We start from the raw sequence: 19,864 nt of genomic DNA, 5'->3' as shown, positions 1-19,864 counted from the left end.
GTAGGCTTTATGCCTACCCTCTCTTAAAACTTAGTTTTGCATTTATACAAAACATGTCTCCGTGTGGTTTTCAAGAAAAACCTCTCCATCCCTCAAATATACCAACGATATATCTGTTAAGCCGGTGTAATCCGTTTGACAAATTTGTATCAAATGAAGTACCTACCTTGTGAAAACGTTTTCTGATAATGTGTTTTTCACATAACTGTATTTATGTATACCATTTGAAACTGCTATGTTTTGAAACTTGTTACACACAAATGACAACTGTTACAGTTATGATTTTTTTTGAAATGTTCGACAATCAGAATTTTTCTTCAATCGTCAAAACCGTTGAGATATAGCCCTTTAGGTGCCATAATGAAATCGAATTTATACATCTAGGAGGACAGAATATGTCAACAAAAAATAATGCCGGCAAATTAACGCTGGTATCACTTGTACTTATGATCTTCACATCGGTATTTGGTTTTGCCAACATGCCACGTTCGTTTTACTTAATGGGTTATGCTGCTATTCCTTGGTATGTTTTTGCAGCAATCACTTTCTTTGTGCCTTTCGCATTTATGATGGCCGAGTTCGGTGCGGCGTTCAAGGATGAAAAGGGCGGTATCTATTCGTGGATGTCACGTTCCATTTCGCCTAAGTTCGCATTTATCGGAACATTCATGTGGTATGCGTCTTATATCATCTGGATGGTAAACGTCGGTTCCGCGGTCTGGATCGTTATGTCTACAGCGGTATTCGGTACGGACTTGACATCGGGCTGGTCGCTGTTTGGACTATCGTCGACTCAAACACTGGGACTATTGGGTGTGGCGTGGATCGCAGTAGTCACTTATATCTCGACCAACGGTATCGGCATGATCAAAAAGATCACTTCGGTAGGTGGGGTTGCAGTCGCACTGCTTAATGTTGTGTTGATCGTCGGAGCGTTGGTGGTGTTTGTAGGTAACGGGTTCACACTCGCTCAACCTATCACATCTGCAAGCGACTTTATCGGATCGCCTAACGGCGGGTTCCAAAACATCTTCGCCGTACTAGGCTTCCTCGTTTATGCGATCTTCGCTTTCGGTGGAACAGAAGTAGCAGGCGGACTTGTAGACAAGACTGAAAATCCTGAAAAGACGTTCCCTAAGGGAATCGCGATCTCTGCAGTAGTGATTTCGGTCGGCTACGCGCTTGGTATCTTCTTTGTAGGCATGTTCACCAACTTTACAGATGTGTTGATGGCTGACAATGTGACAATGGGTAATGTAACCTACCTGATCATGAACAACTTAGGCTACCAGATGGGTCATACCTTTGGCGTATCTGAAGCGGTAGCGGTTTCGATGGGCAACTGGATGGGCAGATACGTCGGCATCTCAATGCTGCTTGCCCTAACTGGCGCGTTCTTCACACTGACTTACGCACCGCTCAAACAAATGATCGAAGGAACTCCAAAAGAGCTATGGCCTGGTAAAATGGGTGAAGTCAAAGACGGAATCCCTAAAAACGCAATGTGGATTCAAGGTGCGATCGTTATCGTGATGATGCTTCTTGTATCTTTCGGCGGCGACTCGGCTAAGGAGTTCTTCAATAAGCTGGTACTGATGACCAACGTTGCAATGACGCTACCATATGTGTTTATCGCTATCGCATTCATCGGATTTAAAAAGAAGCAAGACATCCACAAGCCATTTGTCGTGTTCAAGACAGTAAACAGCGGTGTGATCTTCGGTGCTGTGGTGGCGGTAGTCGTAGGTTTTGCAAACTTCTTCACCATCATCCAGCCAGCGATGGAAGGCAACCTTTCATCGACAATCTGGAGTATCGCAGGTCCTGTGTTCTTCACAGTCGCTGCATTTGCAATCTATAACAACTACGATAGAAAGCACCTAAGCGTAGCGAAAAAATCAAGCACAGTCTCACTTAACAGTGAAAAGGCATCTTAATAACTGAATAAGCAGAAACCGCTGGCCTTATGCCAGCACCCCTAATAAACCGGGTAGAGATAAAGCACCCTTGTGATCCCCGCAAGAGAAGCTTTATATCTACGCGGTTTTTGATTTAAATAGTATTCGCCTCACGCTTGCCCTTTATAAAGGTATTTGTCCTTCAAGCTAAACACGGGTAGACATGAAGCCTACCCCTACAACAGAAGAGTAAGGTGAAATGCATAGAGATTTTGCCCTGTACGGCTATGCTCCATTACCTGTACGGGTAGGCTTTATGTCTACTCTCCCATCAAGTATTTATTACTTTCGTCATCTATCTCAAATCCAACAATCAAGCACTATTTCTTATCGCCAACCATCACTAACCGCAAAAAAAACAAAATATACAGTTGACATATACAGTAGAACTATATGTACTACAACTATACAGTTGAACGACATAGTTGAACTAAGTAATAGGAGGTTCAAATGAAGCGAAATAAAAACCTACCACTGACAGAGACCGTTTTTTATATTCTGTTGGCACTGAAAGAACCGATGCATGGCTATCTGATCATGCAGCGGGTGGAGGAATTATCCAAGGGTGACGTGCGAATGGCAGCTGGTACCCTTTATGGAGCAGTTGAAAATCTATTGAAGTTAAAGTTTATCGAACCCGCACCAAGCGAGGACAAACGAAGGAAAGTGTATAAGCGGACAAGTCTTGGATCAGAGATACTCTCACTCGATATGGATCGGATGAAACATATGCTACAGGTTTCAGAAGAAAATTTAGGAGGAAAACCTAATGAAAGTATATAAACTCTTTATCAACAATTTGAAAGAAGAAGCATGGATCAATGAAATGGCAAAAAGCGGATGGCTGATCGATAAGATCGGATTCGGTTATACCTTTAAAAAGCAAGATACTCAAATTGAAACTCTTAAAATGGACTATCGGGTTTTTTCTAAAAAAGAGGACTTTGAAGCGTATGTAAGTCTATTCGAGGATTTTGGATGGAAGCATATCGCAGGCAGCAGGCGCTCTGGAGCTCAGTATTTTATTCATGAGAATCCAAATGCCGAGGAAGACATCTTTTCAGATGAAGCCTCACAAGCAGCAAGGGTAAAAAGGATGCGGAGTCAATTAAGACAGTCCATGGCAGTACTTCTAGTCAACTTTAGTGTTCTACTTACTCAAAGTTGGTTTTCGATCTCGACACTGCTACATCCTAGCGAATTATACTTGACACCGGGAATTTGGGACAAAACAGGCAGTAGCTTCTGGTCCGCATTCCTTTTTGAAACACCATTCGCACTACTAAGAGCGATCTTCATGTACGCACTACCAGTACTAATCACCATCTACATTATCTACAGCTATAAAATTCAAGTAGATTATAATAGGCAAATAAAGGCATAAAAAGTTCTCAGTGTGGTTTCAAAGAGACAAAAACTCTCTGAAAACCACACTGAGAACTTTTATGAAGGTCGGTAGGTTTTTGAGGCGATTGGTAAATGTTAAACACGGGTAGACTTTATGTCTACCCTCCCAAATAACTACCCTTTATTACTCATAACTCTTCTCAATCATTTCAAATAGCGGAGCGATCGATACCAATGTGGGTGACCCGAACATCCAGACTTGTTGCTTTAGGGTGTCGATCACTTCGGCTTTGGTCGCTCCTGCGTTGATCGCTTTTCTTAATTCGAGTACGCTTCGTTTTTCGTGTCCTGTTGCGATGGCGGTTGCAAGGGCCATGAGGTACCTGTACTTTAAGGGGATATCAGACTCGCCCCATATTTCGTGGTGGTAGTCCGCAAGTCTGTTCTGAAAGGCTTCGCCAAAGTGTTCTGCTAGCTTTACGCCTGGTGGAACCCAACCTATTTCTTCTTTGAACATCTTCTTATCTTGATCTTTCATCATTAATTCTCCTTTCAAGTTGTTTTCTATGGTGTCATTATACCCAGAATTGATAACGATTATCTGTAACATAGGTTACACTGTCGATTGCATGCAAAATGAAGCATTATGTTCACTTATCGAGTAACAATGGCTTAATTGAACCTCAAAAAAACTACACTTTCATGCTCAATGAGTCAGTTTCATTCCAAAATTGCTGCAATGTTTGCAGATTTTGCTATAGTTGCATTATAAAATCTATTAAAAGAGAGACATAGGGGGATCCACATGAAAAGAATACTGGCAGTCATTATCTTATTATCCTTGTTTGCTTATCCAATTGTTCATGTCACACGATTTTTGAACAGTCCGCCATCTAGTAGTTGGGGATACTCACGAGAGGTCACGACCTATCCTGATAAAAGCCTTAAACCATTCACACCGCTTGAAGTGCTGCCCGCTGAAGAGGGTTACTTAGCGGTTTATCTTGCAAACGGAGCGATCGATTTAAAGTCAATCAGTCCAGAAGGTGAAGTGACAAGCTCCAGCAGTGTGGCTCATGCTGTCAAAAGTGTTTGGAACTTTGAAGTCGGATCCTTGCAAAAGGACACATTGGAACTTTACTTGTACGGGAGTGAAACAGTCACTCAACTGCTGATAGATGTGAAAAAGGCATCGGTTAAAGGTGAAAAGGTGATGGGCGAGGAAATCAAGCGTTTTACAGCTGATGGACGATCACTTGTCATGAGCACTGAATCAGAGCTTATCGTCCTACATGAAGGTCAAGAAGTCTACCGCACACCTGCTGAGAAGGTGACTGATTTGAGAGCGGTTGAATCTGAAGATGAAATAGCGATCGTCTACACACTAGGTGATGGATCGTTCACAAATAAGCATTTGACTTACTCGTTAGCAGATGGCGATGTTCATGAAACAGTGATCGAGAATCCCGAAAAAAGGCAGTTGCAGGCTGTAGTTGATTTTGTAGAAAGGGATGGCTCTTACACGGCGCTCTTTATGGCAAAAGATAAAGTAGGTCAAAAACAACGCATCACTTACTCGGTGCTTGGTATAGACGACCATCAGACAAGCGTCAAAGGCATTAAGGATGAATGGTGGTTAATAACTGGTGGACAACTTATGAATGACTCCTCAATGATCATGCCGGTTCCAACGGGTACAGGCCTCGACTATTTTGGGTGGGATGTAGAGGCCGATATTGACTGGAGTAAGCGTATGACACGTGAAAAGACACTCCCCAATAAACCGATGCTATTCGAAAAAGACGGCTATGAGGATCTGATGTGGATATCGATAGAGTCGGAAGGCAAAGTGCTGAAATTGACATCAACACGTGAAGAATTTTTGATCAAGGAAACTACGAAGGATACCTACGCGACAAGCGCCTATGTCGTTGTCATCAGTTCGGTGATGTCCAGCATGATTACAATTGTTCCAATACTGATACTTGGCGCAGCACTCATGGCGCTGTTAAATAAGCTTGATAAAAAGGATGAAGGTAAAAACCGTAAATCCAAATTGGTTCTCTATTACCTCATTTTTATAAGTGCATTGTTCGGACTGTTTATGACAAATATCGTGTCAAAGGCAGGCGACTTACCATTAATGCCTGCCTGGATGAGTAGCCCGGTCGCGCTAGTCCTACTCTTTATCGCCTGCGTCGTAGTAGGTGGACTTGTTGCGAGACTGCTCGAAATTGCAAAGACGTCCATAGGCCCTTGGCCAACGGCACTTGTCAGTGCGCTAATCATAGCGGTAGTCTACAATAATGCGATTGCGCTCTATTCACCAATGCTCAATATTTTTAGGAGTGTCATGTAGCGAGAAGCTGTTTACAACTCCAGTGATCAGGCGATATAATGGGGAAAAGAAAACGGAGGAGCCACGATGAAAAACATGCGAAGGCACGATAGACAGCTGACACAAGAACAAGCGACGACCATATTGAAGAAGAACAACTATGGAATCTTATCGCTGGTGCTGCCAGACGGAACACCTTACGGGGTACCTATCAATTACGGCTTTAAGGAAAACAAGCTCATCATGCACGGCGCGCTCCTTGGGCAAAAGATAGATGCTATAAAGCACCAAAACAAAGCCTGTTTCACAGTGGTACATGCTAGTGATGTGGATCTGCCAAACCTTACGACCAATTATGCGAGTGCCATGGCATTTGGCAAGGTAAGCCTAGTTGAAGACATCCAGGAAAGACGCGACCTTCTGATTGCCATGCTTGAACACTACAAGGTCACTGAACGAATGGCGCAGGAAGACCTTGATAAGGCAACCAAGCGTACTGCCGTGTTGGTGCTTGAGATAGAAGCCTTGTCGGCAAAGGGGCATCCCGAAGCTGTGGGTAAGATCTAATCGGACAATTTGTCAGACACCTTGCAAGATAGCGCCATAAGGCATATTCTGAGTAAGAGGTGATAAAACATGGCACAAAGCTATCGTGTAAAACTGGCAGAAGAAGTAGTGGACCATTTAAGTAAAAAGAACGTCAATATATTGAGGCTGGATATCTTGATCACGGGTGGCGGGTGTTGCGATACCATCGAATCGACGCAGCTTACGTATAAGGCACCAAAGAATACCGACCTTTATAATGAGTTCGATGTTGACGGTGTGACGGTGTACGTCTCTAAAATGGCTAGGGTAACAGCCCCTGTGCTCTCATTTAAATTAGTCAAACAGCTCTTTGTAAAAACGATTGAACCAACGGGTTTATCTATAAAATCGCACTAAAAAGTAAAACGCGTAAGTCATCATTTACATTGTTTAAATGGTGACTTACGCGTTTTGACTGTTTAGATTCATTCAAATTTACGATCTTAAGACCGCGGTCGTAAAAGGTCGTATTTATTATTAATCGCCTATTCGGATTAGTTGACGTCGCGTATTTCAAATGATATGCTAAGAAAAAAGTCGTAAGGTCGTATTTGTATTCGAACAAGGTCGAAAGAAGGGCGGAATTGCAGATGAGTTCCCTAATAGTCCAGATCGCTGAAGGTGAAAATAAGTACTTTGAAATAAAAGAAAAGTATAGTAAAACACTACTAAAAACAGTATCCGCATTTGCGAATTATCATACTGGAACAATCCTTATTGGTGTATCAAATAGTGGTGCTCTTATTGGTGTGCAGCAAGTCGAGTCGCTGAGACTAACCATCGAAAACGCAATCAACGATGCAATTAAACCAAGACCCTACTATGAGATAAGAACAATCGCAATTGAGAATGTCGAACTTATAAACATTACTGTTCATAAAGGTGAACATACACCCTATACGTATGAAAAGAAGGCTTATCAAAGACGAGACACATCTTCTGTTGAAGTAGATAAATTGACTTACGAGGAACTCATTTTAGCAGGAAAGAATAAATCATTTGAAGAACTGCCCTATCCTGATAAGAACCTTACTTTTAGGTTGCTAGAACAAGAACTTCAAGAGGCGGTCATGTTATCGAACTTGGACGACAATGTTCTAAAATCATTTAATTTGATTCATCATGACTACTATACCAATGCTGCAGCACTGATGGCCGATAAAAACAGTGTGCTTACAATCGGACTAGATCTAATTTGCTACAAAGATGATTCACTTCAAGAAATCGTTGACCGTGTCCAACTTAAAGGTGTTTCGATCCTAGAACACTATCATCAGGCTATGCGTTTTTATCATAAGCACATCAATAAAAGGGACATCATCAAAAAAGAAAGAAGAGAAAGTTACGAAGACGTACCTTTAATCGCTTTTAGAGAAGCGCTGGCAAATGCAATCATTCACAGAAATTACAATAGAGTCGGTAACAATCGTATAGAGTTCTTTACTAATCGCATCGAAATTGTATCTATTGGATCATTGCCAACAGGTATTTCTGAAAGTGAGTTTGTATCAGGGGTTTTTTCCAATCAAAGAAATAGAATTCTAGCAGACTTGTTCTATCGATTAGGCTATATCGAAAAAATGGGTACAGGTATCAGAAGAATCAAAGGGGCTTATATGGATTCGCACTCAAAACCGGATTTAATTGCAATGGACAATTCAGTTAAAGTGGTACTGCCGTTTGTGATTCATGGCAATTTAACAAGCAAAGAAGAGTCATCGATTTATCATATAGCATCACTAAAACCAGAGGAGGAAAAGCTTCTGGCGTTCGTTCAAACAAATCCTGGAGTTAGCCGCCTACAAATAGAAGCTTACTTGAATGTAGGAAAAACAAAAGCGACATCACTGCTAAACAGTCTATACGAGCAGCGATTAATCATAAAACTAGGGCAAGGAAAAGCAACTAGATACAAAACAATCACTTGATGAAAACCAAGTATCATTAAGCAAAAATTCATAAAAAGGGAAGATGTCATGTCTTCCCTTTTTCGCTATTTACCACTCACCATCTTCTTCAATATTACGTTTCATCCTCAAATACGTATCCTCATCCATTTCGCCCTTGGCATACCTATAATCGAGAAGTTCCATCACCGATTTGTCCTTCCTCGGCTTGCTCTGCGTTTTGATATTGGCGTAATAAATCACCCCGCCAAGAATCAACCATCCAAATATCATCATAAGCTCACCTTCCTTAGGTTTAGTGTATACCCCGAATGTGTGACGATTATGTGTTCCTGATGCTACTGATTCTAAAGCCAAAAAATATAGGATTAGCCCAGAACACCTAAAAGTTACCAAAACTACATACATCAAATGACTATATTAACATTCTTTAACACCTGAAAGGGTGTTTTTTTATTACAATTGAATTATCAGAAAATTCTTTACACTAAACCAAAATCAAAACCTCGCGTAGTCGCTGCGCTTTGTTCCAGCCCTCTTTTCCGTATTTTCATTTGGTAAATAGTAAAGCGGGTAGACATAAAGCCTACCCCTACGACAAACAAAGAGTTTTATGTCCTTGTAGGGGTAGGCTTTATGTCTACCCGCCCTTAAAACCGTTTTCAGTATTCACTCAAAACGTGTCTCGGTGCCCTCAGAAAGTGAAACGTCTCAAGTGGTTTGCAGATTGAAATGTGGATGGGTGAATCATGCTACTTAAGTTAGTAATTAGAGCTTTGCAATACGTACGCTCAGTGTGGTTTTAGAGAGTAATAAACCTCTTAAAACCTTACTGAGAACTTAGCCCGATTTAAACCGGGTTATGATAGTTGATTGATTGTTTTATGATTAAATGATAGGAATTCGAGGAGGAGCTATGAAAAGAGTATTGTTATTAATGTTGGCAATCTGTGTGATGGCGGGGTGCTCAGCAAATGGAGAGGCGATTGCACTTGCAGAACGAGATCCGAATGTATTTAAGATCGGCTATTATCAGGGTCAAGGATATCAATTGGATAACTTTGTGCAGGATTTTATTAATGAAATGGACCCAGAGGTTGAGGTGGTACTCGAGACGTATGAAGGCCACGATTTTGAAACGTTTAAAGATAGATTATATAACAGTTTTTTAACTGGCACAGAGCCGGATGTAATTATTTGTGGACCGCAGCTGGATATTCCTTTTTTAGCATCGAAGGGGTATCTAAAAGATTTGTCTGCTACAAGTATTTTTGATAACGTGAGTCCTGAATTTTTTGACGCTGAGAACCCGTATTTTGTTATGAATAGTGCTGTAACTGCACTCTTGTTCAACTCAACAGGAATAGATGAGCAGGATAGGATTGATCAGGCTCTGAATGTCGATGAGTTTTTCGCATACGCCACAGCATTCAAAGAAAAGTACCCTGATTGGCATGTTTTGTTAGGTGGTGATTCAGAATTTACAGCAACAAATTATTTAACGGTATCCGAAGTTCCAAGTATTAAAAAACTGCTGATTAACGACCTATTTATTTCGGATTTACCTTACTTACTCGATAACACCACAGAACTAACAGATAGATTAACTAAGCTAAAAACTTTGTTCTCACCAGAAAATTACAAGTATCAAGTTGGAATAGAACAGATATATAACAATCCTGAGGTGATTGGAAATGCGTATAACAATGTCGGAATCAACACCACGATTTACTCGGATATCGCTATTGGAAAGTTCTTTGATAATACCGGCAATTACAATTATTATCCGCTAGCAAGACCTCATGGAAGTTATTCGGGTACTTCATATAAGTATGGGGATTACATCATAATGAGCAATCAAACATTACTTCCACAAATTGCAGAAAGTTTTATGAATCACTATATGAAAGTAGGTCCATTTGATGATTATTCAGTGGATCAGTATTGGCTTTTAGCAGCTGAAAAAGGTAGGCAAGAGGTAATACAGGCAAATATTAAGATGAACCCAAATATGAATGTGGCACTGGAGGATTATCGGACAGATTGGGAACTTTTTCAGAAGCAAAATGCATTTTACTTTGAAACAACCGTCAATAAACTTGTACATGAACAGATCAATCAAATGCTCGATGAAAAGCGAGATCCACAAATGGTCACAACAGAAATTCTGAATAAAGTAGCACTTTACGAAAAAGAAAACCAATAACTTTAGCAAAAAAACAAACTGTTGGAACAGAATACATCTGGCCTATAAGAATGGGGGAGCTTATGAAAAAACTATTTATTCTACTACTTACAATCTGTGTGATGGCAGGTTGTTCCGCGCAAGGAGAAGCTATACCACTTGCAGAACGGGATCCAAATGTATTTATGATTGCTTATTATCAGGGTCAAGGATATCAACTGGATAACTTTGTTCAGGATTTTATTAATGAAATGGACCCAGAGGTTGAAGTTGTGCTTGAAAAATATGAAGGTCTTGATTTTGAAACGTTTAAGAGCAGATTATACAACAGCTTTTTAACTGGAACCGAACCAGATATCATCATATGTGGACCACAACTTGATATTCCATTTTTAGCTTCAAAGGGTTATTTACATGATTTATCTGATACTGGTTTGCTAGAAAATATTCACACTGAGTTTTATGATTCAGAGAATCCTTATTTCATTATGAATATGGCTTCGCCTATTACTTTTTTTAATTCTACCCAGCTAGAAAAAAAGGATAGATTAAAAGAACCTTTACCACTAAATGAGTTTGTCGATTATATTAAAGCATTTAAGTTGGAACATCCAGAGTTTCATGTGTTTTTAGGTGGCGATTCTAAATTTACAGCTGCTATCAATTCTGCTATAGGAGAAATGCCAAGTATAAAAAGGGTAATTATCAATGATTTCCTCATCTCTGATTTGTCTTACTTAGTTAATGATAAAGAGGCGTTATTTTTATGTCTTGAACAGCTAAAGTATATTTTTTCACCTGATGTTTACAAATATTATGAAGATGTTGAAAGAGTTTATGATAATCCGAATTTAGTAAGAGAATTGTATACAAATGTAGCGCTACCAACACATTTAAATAATTGGATAGGAATTGGTAGCGGACTTGATTTGAATAATAATGATGAACATGACCCTGTAGGAAGAATGTATGGTGAAAAAAGCAAGGTCACCTATAAGTATGGTGACTACATAAGTATAAGCAAACGCAGTGTGCTAAAAGAGCTAGCGGTTAGTTTTACTAATCACTATCTTAAATATGCACCCTATGATGATTTTTCTTTTGGTGAATTAAGAACATTGTCAGCGGATAAAGAACGAGACAAAGCTGTCCTTGCAGATATTAAGGCCTATCCAACTCTTTGGGTGACTGTAGAGGACTATAATACCTACTGGCAAATGTTTAAAAAACAAAATACTTTCTATTTCGAAACCGGAATTAATAAACTCGTGCATGAGGAAGTGAATAGAATGCTACTTAATAACCTAGAAGCTAAATCAACTGCAGAGGAAATAATCAATAAAATCAACCTTTATCAACTTGAAAACAAATGATTTAGAGGGGGTAAAATGTTTAGAAAAAAACTTACGGGGTGGATGTTTTTGCTGCCTAGTTTTGTTGGGGTTAGTGTTTTTTACTTAATTCCATATGTCTTTATGATTTATATGTCTTTTTTTTCGGGGTTAAAAAATCCTGAATTTGTCGGGCTAGCAAATTACAGCTCTTTACTTGGTAATGGTGCCTTTCAACTTGCTATGCAGAATACCCTGCTTTTTTCGGTGGTTTCTGGACCTGCAATCATTTTACTTTCTTTGTTACTTGCTTTAAAGCTTAATAAACCAATTACATATGGGGAACAAGTGAAGAGTGGTTTTATTATGCCACTGGTGATTCCCACAGCTTCTATTATTTTGTTCTTTGAAATCATGTTTAATTACAGGGGACTCATTAATGGAATTTTGGATAAGTTTGGTGTTGATCCGCTGAAATTTTTTAATTCGAACTTATCACTTTTAGTGATTACGGTTATTTTTATTTGGAAGAATATTGGCTACAATATGATCTTATTTCTTGCGGGCTTAAAGTCAATTCCTAAGGATTATTATGAAGCAGCCCATATTGATGGTGCGGGTAAAGTCCAAGTGTTTTGGAATATCACTTTTTTTTACTTGTTGCCGACAACCTTCTTTGTTGTGGTGATTAGCCTTATTAATACCTTTAAGATTTTTAAGGTGAACTACTTACTGTTTGGCCAGTATCCTCACGACAAGATTTATATGATACAACACTACCTAAATAATATGTTTGATAAACTGGAATACACTAAATTAATTACTGCAAGTATTTTGTTTTCGATCATTATTATTGTGATGATGGCTGTGATGATGCATGTGCAACGTAAGTTATTCGAGGTGGAATAATGAGGGACAAGAAAAAGTTATCTATTACATTAATGATTCTGCTGGTATTTTTTGTTCTGCCACTCTTTGTTACGATTACGAATGCATTTATGACAGCGGATGCTATTAATGAAGCCTATCCTTTGAGTAGTGGTGGTAGTGAAGGAACTTTTTTTGGATTTAAATTGATACCGGAAATGTTTTCGATCAATCAATTTTATACGGTGCTTGTGAAAGAACCTCTTTATTTAAAACTTTTTTGGAATTCTGTTTTTGTTGTTTTGCCAATTCTATTTGGACAGTTACTGGTTGCGACAATGGCTGGTTATGCCTTTGCTAAGTTCAAGTTTAAGGGCAAGAATCTTTTGTTTTTAGTGTATTTAATCTTGATGGTAATGCCCTTTCAGGTTACGCTTGTTCCCAACTATTTAGTGATGGATTATTTGGGACTGATTAATACGAAGGGGGCTTTGATATTACCTGGTGTTTTCAGTGCTTTTGGCGTGTTTTTAATGACCCAGTTTGTTAAGCAGATTCCAAATGAATTGTTTGAACAAGCAAGTGTTGATGGCTGCAGTCAATTACAGGTGTTTTTTAAAATTGTGGTTCCCCTTGCAAGGAACGGTATTTTAGCCCTTGGAATGCTTATTTTTATCGATTACTGGAACATGGTAGAACAACCACTGGTACTTATGAAAGAAGTGACTCAGTACCCACTTTCGGTATTCTTGTCATTTATTAATGACAATCAAATGGGTGTCGCCTTTGCATCGAGTTTGATTTATATGGTGCCAGTACTGATTGTATTTGGTTTAGGTGAAAAGTATTTGATAGACGGTATTTCTCAGTCTGCGATTAAATAGGGGGATAAAGCTGTGGAAAAGAATCAAAGTGTGTGGTGGAAGATTTTTAGGATATTTGCTATAACGATGTTGTTACTCACTTTTTTTAGCAAAACATTTTATCATTTATCCCTACCTGTAGTAGAGGTGACAAGTGTTTATGATGATGCACTTTCTATTGAATGGTTTAGTACGGTTGAGGTTGAAAGTGTTAATGTTGAGCGAGTTTTAGCGAATGTTTCTGCTAGTGTAAAAGAAGTGCTGGTTAAGAAGGGCGATAGGGTTAAAGCGGGTGATGTTCTGGTCATTTTTGATGATGCTAGCCTTCGTGAACAACTGGCAGGGCTTGAACTGAATAAAAAGGCTGTGAGTACTCAACTTGCTTTAGTGAATCAAGAAAAGGCAAACATTGAAAAATCAGATCAAAGTGAAGCGCTTGCAGTGGCAAAAACCCTTTATGAGTCGGGTGTGATTGCAAAAGCGGAGTATCAGGCCAAGTTAACTGCGGCTACAGATAAAAAACTTGCAGCAAATGGGCTTTTGTCAACGGTTGCCCAGTATTCGAGTGAACTTGCCACTATTGATAGAGAAATTGATTTAGTAGAGGATAGATTAAATGCTTGCACACTTGTTGCTAGCAGTAACTTACAAGTACAGGATGTGACAATTGTGGAAGGTGATTTTGTAAGTATACATCAAGAGGTGATGTCGCTTCAAAATACGACAGAAGGTTTTAGTGTGGCTATTGAAATGGATTCAGAATATGCAAGTCGTTTATCACTTGGTGATAAAGCACAGGTGAAACGGGCAACAGCTTTTGATACTACGGAGTGTAAGTTGATAAGTAAGGAACCTAGCCCCCAAAGAAGTGATATCGAGGTCTTAACTTTTGAAATTACAGAAGGCATGTTTTCAATAGGAGAAAAGTTAAGCTTCAATATGATTAAACGTATTGGTTCGGGAACCTTGATTCCAAAAGCTTCTTTAAATCCTTCGGCAACAGATAAACAAACCCTGTATATCATCAGTGAGGAAGAAGGCGTCTTTGGTAAAAGAAATGTTGTTAAGGAAATGACTGTTACGGTAACAAACACAGGTACATCAAATGTTTTAGTTGAGGAATCGATCATGGCTGGTACAAAAATTGTGAGCTTTTCTTCTCGTATGCTTAAGGCTGGTGATATCGTTTATGTTGAAGATAAATAAGAAAAGCGCATTAAGGGCAGTCTTACTTGCTGTAATGCTTTTGATTCTGTTAATGACAAAAAACTATAGTACCAAAATAGAAGCTTCAAAAGTGGTCGATGTTCTTTATAGTGAAATTGATACCAATGGGTTTTTTAAACTCAATGTTCAGGAATGGATACCAAGTGTGCCTGAAGGAATTGATATTACCTGGTTAAGAAGTGAGAAGCAAGTGCTTTATAAGGGGCGGGACCTTGTTAAATATGATCATATTTTTGTGACGGATTATTTAGATACTTCGGAGTTTAAAGTCTTAAAAGGGGTCTTACAAACGAATGATATGATTCAAAAGGGACTTGTGGTCAGTTCTTCTTTTGCTAGTGAGGCTTTTGGGCATTTGGATGTTGTTGGACTAGAGGTTGGATACGGTGAAAACGCGAAGCGAATTGTGGGTGTTGCAGATGCTGCGGGCACTATGAAGTCGTTTCTTTCAAATGATCACTGGGTGCTTGAGGTAGAAGAATTATATGGTGATGGGCAGGTCTTTTATTCTGGTGCCATTGCTACAAGTGAAAATCTCGACTATCAAGGAAGGGTCTTTGTTCCTCTTTTAAGTAAGTACCAAGTCAGGGACTCTTTATATACTTCCATTACAAAATCCTGGCTATTACAAAGGTTAAGGGTTGCCTTTAACAGTGTTCTAATTCTATTTGCATTATCCTTAGTGGTGATGATCTACCGGTTGGCCTTAAAGGGATTTACTATTTTTGTGGAGAACTGGTCGCTTTGGAACAGGGTTATCGAATGGAAACCATGGTTTTTTAAGCATGGTTTGAAAATCTTAGGACTTCTTATCGCTTGTAGTGGCACCCTTTATCTATTGGTTATCGTTTATGTGCAGATTGGAAATACAAGCTATCTGGACAGGACCTTTTACCCTGCCGATCCAACCAGTATTCACGCGATTCTTGATTCGATTAAGTACTGGGCCTTAGAAATACTAGGTAAAAATGTAGAGTCGCAAAATTTAGTGTGGGGTTACTGGCAATTTGTATACCGTTTTGCTTTATTAGTGCCTGTTATACAGGTCTTGCTCATGGTTGGCTATTTTAGTGCCGGCAAAGAGTTGACAAATTTACAGGCTGTAAAATCGGATGCGTTCGGATCGGTACTTGCAGGTTTTGCAAGTATGCTTTTGCTTATCGTGATAAAAGACATTAGCATCGGATTTGAATGGGTAGCCATTTGTTTTGCTCTAGTAGGAATCAGAAGCAGTCTAACACAATCATATAGCTAAGTTTATATCCTGTACGGGTAGGCTTTATGTCTACCCACTCTGAAAACCACACTGAGACAAGTTTTCAAACTTTTAGCAAAGGGCTAAGAGATAAAAATATGATGGGAGAGCCGAGGCAGATTTCATTAGTCCTACGGAACGTAAGACTCGCGTAGTTGCTGCGCCTTGTGCCAGCCCTCTTTTCCGTATTTTCATTTGGTAAATAGCAGAGCGGGTAGACATAAAGCCTACCCCTACGACAAACAAAGAGTTTTATGTCCTTGTACGGGTAGGCTTTATGTCTACCCTCCCTTAAAACCGTTTTCAGTATTTATTTAGAACGTATCTCAGTGCCCTCAGAAAGCGCAGCGTCTCACAATGTTTGCTAGTTGAAAGGTAGACGGGTGAATTATGCTACTTAAGTTAGCAAGTGAGGCTTTGCAATACATGCGCTCAGTGTGGTTTTAAAGAGAATAAACCTCTGAAAACCACACTGAGAACTTTGCTACTTTGATTTTGCTTTCTACTTTCAATCCAATGATTAATTATTCTCTCTAATAACAAAGCATCATCAACTGCTGAGAATAAACATAGGAGGACTCTGAGACAAGTTTTCAATCTTTTAGCAAAGGGCATAGTGGTAAGAATATGGTGGGCGAGCCGAGTTAGATTTCATAAGTCCTACGGAAAAAGTCCCTCGCGTAGTTGTTGCGCCTTGTGCCAGCCCTCTTTTCCGTATTTTCATTTGGTAAATAGTAGAGCGGGTAGACATAAAGCCTACCCGTAGAGGGGCATAAAAAAAAGCGCTTGTGCGCTTTTTTAGTGTCTTCGGTAGGTGAGGGTGGCTTTGCCGATGTCTACGATGTGGCCTTCCATGCGTCTTCTTAGTTCTGCGCGGGTTAGGCCGACTGGGAAATCGGTCATCATGTCTAGTGCGTAGACGGTCAGCCTGTAGTGGTGGGTGCCGCTTGGTGGGCATGGTCCGTCGTAACCGAGTTGGTTATAGTCGTTGATGCCGAAGCTGGTTCCGTCGTCAAGCTTTTGCACGTGTTTGAGCCCTTTTGGCATAAAATCTCTTGTTAGTGGGATATTATATGCGACCATGTGGACAAAGTCTCGTGGCGCATCGGGATCGTCGAACACGATGGCGAAGCTTTTGGTTCTTTTAGGGTAGTTGTACCATGATATCTCGAAGCTTTCGTTTGTAAGGTCGCAAGTATATGTTGGGTCTAAAGCACTGCTTGTGTCAACGCCTTTGGTTTCTAAAATCATACTCATAAGATTACCTCCTAGAAGTTTTGTTAGTTATTTTATACCCCAAACTTGTTAAACTAAACTCAAAAAAACCATGTAACACGCTATTTTCCAACGTTTGGTTGCCGATTGTACAACACGGGCAATCACAAGATGACGACTTTTGCTTTACAAGTAGGACTTTTCTGATATAATTGTCGAGTATAATTGAATAATTAGTGTTTGCATGGTGACCCACTTTAAAAAACATGTTGGACAGGTTTATGCTGTTCTTCATTTAGAGACTCCATGCGCGCTTTTGTGTGAAAGGAGTTTTTTTTATGAAAAAATTTACGACAAAGCAATTGGTGGTATCCGGTCTTATCGCTGCCCTTTATGTAGTGCTTACTTTAGGTATTGCGGGTCTTGCGTACGGTGAGATCCAATTTAGAGTGTCTGAGATCCTGGTGCTTCTGGCGTTCTTTAATCCGGCGTTTATTCCAGCGGTGACGATAGGAACCTTTATTGCGAATTTTGTAGGTCCGTTTGGAATTATCGACGCGCTTGCAGGTTCTGCGGCATCGCTTGTGGCGATGCTCATGATCTGGCAGACAAGGAAGATGCTTGGCGACAAGCTGCCTTCACTGTTTGTGGCCTCGCTTTGGCCGGTGCTTTTAAACGCACTTTATGTGCCTGCGCTGATCATTTTGGTGGACCCTGACACACCGTGGGCGGCGTTTTCCGCAATTGGTGTTTCTGTGGCTATCGGTGAGTTTGTGGTGGTTTCTATCATAGGTATCGCAATTTTCATGGGACTAAAGAACAACAAGCAGTTCAACGGATTGATGAAATAACGTGTAGACTGAAAAAAGCTCGAAACCGGATGGTTTCGAGCTCAGGCCGTAGACAAAGTCCAATTTCTGCGTCAATTCAAAAACCCTGCACGCTTACGTATGTCTGTATACGCTGCGCCCGCAGGGTTTTCTTTTTCCTTGAACTTGAACTTTCTCTACAGCCTGCCATCCTGAAGACTTTGTCTCCAGTCTGAGCTCGAAACCGATGGTTTCGAGCTTTTTATTTTATAGCCTATAATTTATCGATGGTGTCAAGGAACATGTCGATCGGTTGGTTTCCTACCAATTCGTTTGTTTCGTTGATGACGATTTTTGGAACTCCGCTGACATTGTATTTGTCTGCAAGCTCAGGGAAGGTTCCGCATTCGATCATTTCTGCCTTGATGTTTGGATTCATCAGCGCAAGTTTGTGGGCTTTGGCCACAGCACCAGAGCAGTGAGGGCATGAAAGGGTAACAAACACTTTGATGTCGACTGGTTTTTCGACGCTGTTGACTCTGCTGATTAATTCGTCAGGCAAGACTTCGCCGCCGTCGCCCACTTCTGTAAGTGTTGTGATGAAAGCGCTGAACTCGTGCCCTGCAGGGATACCGTTGAATCTGATTCGCAGGTCTTCACCCTTGTCGTCTGTAAACATGATGACCGGTGCCTGGTTGATGCTGAACTTGGCTGCTTCTTCTGACTTTAGGTCGGCGATGTTCAGGTTGATTTTATCGCTAAGGCCCGATACGTCTTCGAGCAGGCTCTTTGTGTCATCGCAAGAATCGCAGTCGTTTACGAACAGGTGCATGTTCACTTCTTTTTTGATTACGGTAAAGTGGTCTTTCAGTTGATCTTTAATTTCTTGATTTAATAAACTCATGTTTTCCTCCTTAGGAAATCCTCATTTGTTGATGTTGTCGTAGTATGCTTAAAGGCGATTAATGAAATGGCCTTTATAATCGGTTGATGTAGTCGTTTGCCGATAGTGCCGCACGAGCGCCTTCACCGGCTGCGATGACGACTTGCTTGAATGGCACTTGTGTGATATCGCCTGCTGCGAAGATACCAGGCTTGTCGGTTGCTCCGTGGCCGTCGACGATGACCTCGCCATGTGTATTAAGGGTCACGATGCCTTTTAACCAGTCGCTGTTCGGCAGGTAACCGATTTCGACAAACATGCCGTTTGCTGCGACTTGTGTCTTTTGACCGGTAGCTTTGTCGATGACGTTCACGCCGCCTAGCATTCTTTCGCCGTAGACCGATTCGATCTGGGTTTCGAGCATCACTTTCACGTTGTCGTATTTGGCAAGCTGGTCGATGACGATCTGGTCGGCCCTTAGTTTGCTTCTATGGATGACGGTTACGGTTTTGGCTATTTTGGCAAGGTCTATCGCCGCTTCGATGGCGCTGTTGCCGCCCCCTGCCACGATGACGTCCTTTCCTTCAAAGAGGGGACCGTCGCATATGGCGCAGTAGGTCACGCCCCTGCCGTAGAATTCGTCTTCGCCGGGTACTCCTAGTTTTCTTGGTTTTGATCCTGTGGCGATGATCACAGCTTTTGCTTCTACCGTGCTGCCGTCGTCAAGCGTCAGGACGTGTTTGCTGTCTTCGCTGAGGATGGTGGTAACTTTAGCGAACTCCTTGATGGGTACTTTAAGTGATTTGACGTGGTCCTTAAAGGCGTGTGCAAGGTTTTCGCCGGTGATGTAGTCGAACCCCGTATAGTTTTCAACCGAGGTGGTATCCATCACCTGACCGCCAATTTTTTCACCGACCACAAGTGTTGTCAGTCCCTTGCGTTTGGAATAGACTGCGGCTGTCAGCCCTGCTGGTCCTGCGCCGACGATGACGACGTCATAGGCCTTTTCAAAATCATTTTTTGGTAAAATCGAGCTTGATACATCAAAAGATAAATTCATTTGCTCCTCCTGATTGCCCATGTAGGGACGG

The 19,864-nt window shown here is 40.7% G+C and carries 19 protein-coding genes; 14 read left to right on the top strand and 5 right to left on the bottom strand.

The window, feature by feature from the left end; genetic code table 11:
- Positions 1-395 precede the first annotated feature (395 nt).
- The 3 genes from yjeM (at position 396) to DWB64_RS04995 (ending at position 3,342) form a co-directional block, all read left to right on the top strand.
- Entirely contained in the window at positions 396-1,937 is a 1,542-nt protein-coding gene (yjeM, locus tag DWB64_RS05005) for a glutamate/gamma-aminobutyrate family transporter YjeM (protein WP_129487101.1), read from the top strand.
- A gap of 471 nt (positions 1,938-2,408) precedes the next feature.
- A complete protein-coding gene (locus DWB64_RS05000) occupies positions 2,409-2,741 on the top strand; it encodes a PadR family transcriptional regulator (protein ID WP_129487100.1) in 333 nt (110 codons plus the stop codon).
- Entirely contained in the window at positions 2,728-3,342 is a 615-nt protein-coding gene (locus tag DWB64_RS04995; protein ID WP_129487099.1) for a DUF2812 domain-containing protein, read from the top strand. The genes DWB64_RS05000 and DWB64_RS04995 overlap by 14 nt, the downstream gene beginning before the upstream one ends.
- A gap of 147 nt (positions 3,343-3,489) precedes the next feature.
- On the opposite strand, the gene DWB64_RS04990 is transcribed toward DWB64_RS04995, so the two are convergent.
- The gene (locus DWB64_RS04990) at positions 3,490-3,846 is read right to left on the bottom strand and encodes a carboxymuconolactone decarboxylase family protein (protein WP_164980239.1); all 357 of its coding nucleotides are present in this window, start codon (positions 3,844-3,846) and stop codon (positions 3,490-3,492) included.
- Positions 3,847-4,110: 264 nt separating this feature from the next.
- Between DWB64_RS04990 and DWB64_RS04985 the strand changes: the two genes are divergently transcribed.
- From DWB64_RS04985 to DWB64_RS04970, 4 genes are all read left to right on the top strand, one after another.
- Positions 4,111-5,664 (top strand): hypothetical protein, encoded by a 1,554-nt coding sequence (locus DWB64_RS04985; RefSeq protein ID WP_129487097.1) that lies wholly within the window; start codon positions 4,111-4,113, stop codon positions 5,662-5,664.
- Positions 5,665-5,730: 66 nt separating this feature from the next.
- Positions 5,731-6,210: a pyridoxamine 5'-phosphate oxidase family protein gene (locus DWB64_RS04980; RefSeq protein ID WP_129487096.1), complete on the top strand. Its 480-nt coding sequence runs from the start codon at positions 5,731-5,733 to the stop codon at positions 6,208-6,210.
- 69 nt (positions 6,211-6,279) lie between these two features.
- Positions 6,280-6,588: a hypothetical protein gene (locus DWB64_RS04975; protein WP_129487095.1), complete on the top strand. Its 309-nt coding sequence runs from the start codon at positions 6,280-6,282 to the stop codon at positions 6,586-6,588.
- 233 nt (positions 6,589-6,821) lie between these two features.
- Positions 6,822-8,159 (top strand): RNA-binding domain-containing protein, encoded by a 1,338-nt coding sequence (locus DWB64_RS04970; RefSeq protein ID WP_129487094.1) that lies wholly within the window; start codon positions 6,822-6,824, stop codon positions 8,157-8,159.
- 69 nt (positions 8,160-8,228) lie between these two features.
- On the opposite strand, the gene DWB64_RS04965 is transcribed toward DWB64_RS04970, so the two are convergent.
- Positions 8,229-8,414, bottom strand: a complete 186-nt coding sequence (locus tag DWB64_RS04965; RefSeq protein ID WP_129487093.1) for a hypothetical protein — start codon at positions 8,412-8,414, stop codon at positions 8,229-8,231.
- A 640-nt stretch (positions 8,415-9,054) separates the two neighbouring features.
- Here DWB64_RS04965 and DWB64_RS04960 point away from each other — a divergent pair.
- The 6 genes from DWB64_RS04960 to DWB64_RS04935 all read left to right on the top strand — a co-directional run bounded on the left by DWB64_RS04960 (position 9,055) and on the right by DWB64_RS04935 (position 15,866).
- Complete coding sequence (locus DWB64_RS04960; protein ID WP_129487092.1) at positions 9,055-10,344, top strand: ABC transporter substrate-binding protein; 1,290 nt, start codon at positions 9,055-9,057, stop codon at positions 10,342-10,344.
- 62 nt (positions 10,345-10,406) lie between these two features.
- Positions 10,407-11,696: a hypothetical protein gene (locus DWB64_RS04955; RefSeq protein WP_129487091.1), complete on the top strand. Its 1,290-nt coding sequence runs from the start codon at positions 10,407-10,409 to the stop codon at positions 11,694-11,696.
- Positions 11,697-11,711: 15 nt separating this feature from the next.
- Positions 11,712-12,563 (top strand): carbohydrate ABC transporter permease, encoded by an 852-nt coding sequence (locus DWB64_RS04950; RefSeq protein ID WP_129487090.1) that lies wholly within the window; start codon positions 11,712-11,714, stop codon positions 12,561-12,563.
- On the top strand, positions 12,563-13,405 hold the full coding sequence (locus tag DWB64_RS04945) for a carbohydrate ABC transporter permease (protein WP_129487089.1): 843 nt from the start codon (positions 12,563-12,565) through the stop codon (positions 13,403-13,405). The genes DWB64_RS04950 and DWB64_RS04945 overlap by 1 nt, the downstream gene beginning before the upstream one ends.
- A 12-nt stretch (positions 13,406-13,417) precedes the next feature.
- Entirely contained in the window at positions 13,418-14,590 is a 1,173-nt protein-coding gene (locus DWB64_RS04940) for an HlyD family secretion protein (RefSeq protein WP_129487088.1), read from the top strand.
- The gene (locus DWB64_RS04935) at positions 14,574-15,866 is read left to right on the top strand and encodes a hypothetical protein (protein WP_129487087.1); all 1,293 of its coding nucleotides are present in this window, start codon (positions 14,574-14,576) and stop codon (positions 15,864-15,866) included. Before DWB64_RS04940 ends, DWB64_RS04935 begins: the two co-directional genes overlap by 17 nt.
- Before the next feature lie 798 nt (positions 15,867-16,664).
- On the opposite strand, the gene DWB64_RS04930 is transcribed toward DWB64_RS04935, so the two are convergent.
- Positions 16,665-17,123 (bottom strand): YbhB/YbcL family Raf kinase inhibitor-like protein, encoded by a 459-nt coding sequence (locus tag DWB64_RS04930; RefSeq protein WP_129487086.1) that lies wholly within the window; start codon positions 17,121-17,123, stop codon positions 16,665-16,667.
- Positions 17,124-17,419: 296 nt separating this feature from the next.
- Between DWB64_RS04930 and DWB64_RS04925 the strand changes: the two genes are divergently transcribed.
- Positions 17,420-17,932 (top strand): QueT transporter family protein, encoded by a 513-nt coding sequence (locus tag DWB64_RS04925; RefSeq protein ID WP_129487085.1) that lies wholly within the window; start codon positions 17,420-17,422, stop codon positions 17,930-17,932.
- Between the two features lie 232 nt (positions 17,933-18,164).
- Here DWB64_RS04925 and DWB64_RS04920 read toward each other — a convergent pair whose 3' ends face one another.
- Both DWB64_RS04920 and DWB64_RS04915 read right to left on the bottom strand, forming a co-directional pair.
- Complete coding sequence (locus tag DWB64_RS04920) at positions 18,165-18,794, bottom strand: thioredoxin family protein (RefSeq protein WP_129487084.1); 630 nt, start codon at positions 18,792-18,794, stop codon at positions 18,165-18,167.
- Between the two features lie 73 nt (positions 18,795-18,867).
- Positions 18,868-19,833 carry an FAD-dependent oxidoreductase gene (locus DWB64_RS04915; RefSeq protein ID WP_129487083.1) on the bottom strand — a complete coding sequence of 322 codons (966 nt, stop codon included), beginning with the start codon at positions 19,831-19,833 and terminating at the stop codon, positions 18,868-18,870.
- Positions 19,834-19,864 lie beyond the last annotated feature (31 nt).

This window comes from Fusibacter sp. A1 (assembly GCF_004125825.1).
Lineage (GTDB): Bacteria > Bacillota > Clostridia > Peptostreptococcales > Acidaminobacteraceae > QQWI01.
This window is presented reverse-complemented; position numbering and strand designations above follow the sequence as displayed.

Excerpts from the sequence above, each read along its gene's own strand:
- yjeM (WP_129487101.1), top strand. The coding sequence starts at position 396 with ATGTCAACAAAAAATAATGCCGGCAAATTAACGCTGGTATCACTTGTA.
- DWB64_RS05000 (WP_129487100.1), top strand. The coding sequence starts at position 2,409 with ATGAAGCGAAATAAAAACCTACCACTGACAGAGACCGTTTTTTATATT.
- DWB64_RS04995 (WP_129487099.1), top strand. The coding sequence starts at position 2,728 with ATGAAAGTATATAAACTCTTTATCAACAATTTGAAAGAAGAAGCATGG.
- DWB64_RS04990 (WP_164980239.1), bottom strand. The coding sequence starts at position 3,846 with ATGATGAAAGATCAAGATAAGAAGATGTTCAAAGAAGAAATAGGTTGG.
- DWB64_RS04985 (WP_129487097.1), top strand. The coding sequence starts at position 4,111 with ATGAAAAGAATACTGGCAGTCATTATCTTATTATCCTTGTTTGCTTAT.
- DWB64_RS04980 (WP_129487096.1), top strand. The coding sequence starts at position 5,731 with ATGAAAAACATGCGAAGGCACGATAGACAGCTGACACAAGAACAAGCG.
- DWB64_RS04975 (WP_129487095.1), top strand. The coding sequence starts at position 6,280 with ATGGCACAAAGCTATCGTGTAAAACTGGCAGAAGAAGTAGTGGACCAT.
- DWB64_RS04970 (WP_129487094.1), top strand. The coding sequence starts at position 6,822 with ATGAGTTCCCTAATAGTCCAGATCGCTGAAGGTGAAAATAAGTACTTT.
- DWB64_RS04965 (WP_129487093.1), bottom strand. The coding sequence starts at position 8,414 with ATGATGATATTTGGATGGTTGATTCTTGGCGGGGTGATTTATTACGCC.
- DWB64_RS04960 (WP_129487092.1), top strand. The coding sequence starts at position 9,055 with ATGAAAAGAGTATTGTTATTAATGTTGGCAATCTGTGTGATGGCGGGG.
- DWB64_RS04955 (WP_129487091.1), top strand. The coding sequence starts at position 10,407 with ATGAAAAAACTATTTATTCTACTACTTACAATCTGTGTGATGGCAGGT.
- DWB64_RS04950 (WP_129487090.1), top strand. The coding sequence starts at position 11,712 with ATGTTTAGAAAAAAACTTACGGGGTGGATGTTTTTGCTGCCTAGTTTT.
- DWB64_RS04945 (WP_129487089.1), top strand. The coding sequence starts at position 12,563 with ATGAGGGACAAGAAAAAGTTATCTATTACATTAATGATTCTGCTGGTA.
- DWB64_RS04935 (WP_129487087.1), top strand. The coding sequence starts at position 14,574 with ATGTTGAAGATAAATAAGAAAAGCGCATTAAGGGCAGTCTTACTTGCT.
- DWB64_RS04930 (WP_129487086.1), bottom strand. The coding sequence starts at position 17,123 with ATGAGTATGATTTTAGAAACCAAAGGCGTTGACACAAGCAGTGCTTTA.
- DWB64_RS04925 (WP_129487085.1), top strand. The coding sequence starts at position 17,420 with ATGAAAAAATTTACGACAAAGCAATTGGTGGTATCCGGTCTTATCGCT.
- DWB64_RS04920 (WP_129487084.1), bottom strand. The coding sequence starts at position 18,794 with ATGAGTTTATTAAATCAAGAAATTAAAGATCAACTGAAAGACCACTTT.
- DWB64_RS04915 (WP_129487083.1), bottom strand. The coding sequence starts at position 19,833 with ATGAATTTATCTTTTGATGTATCAAGCTCGATTTTACCAAAAAATGAT.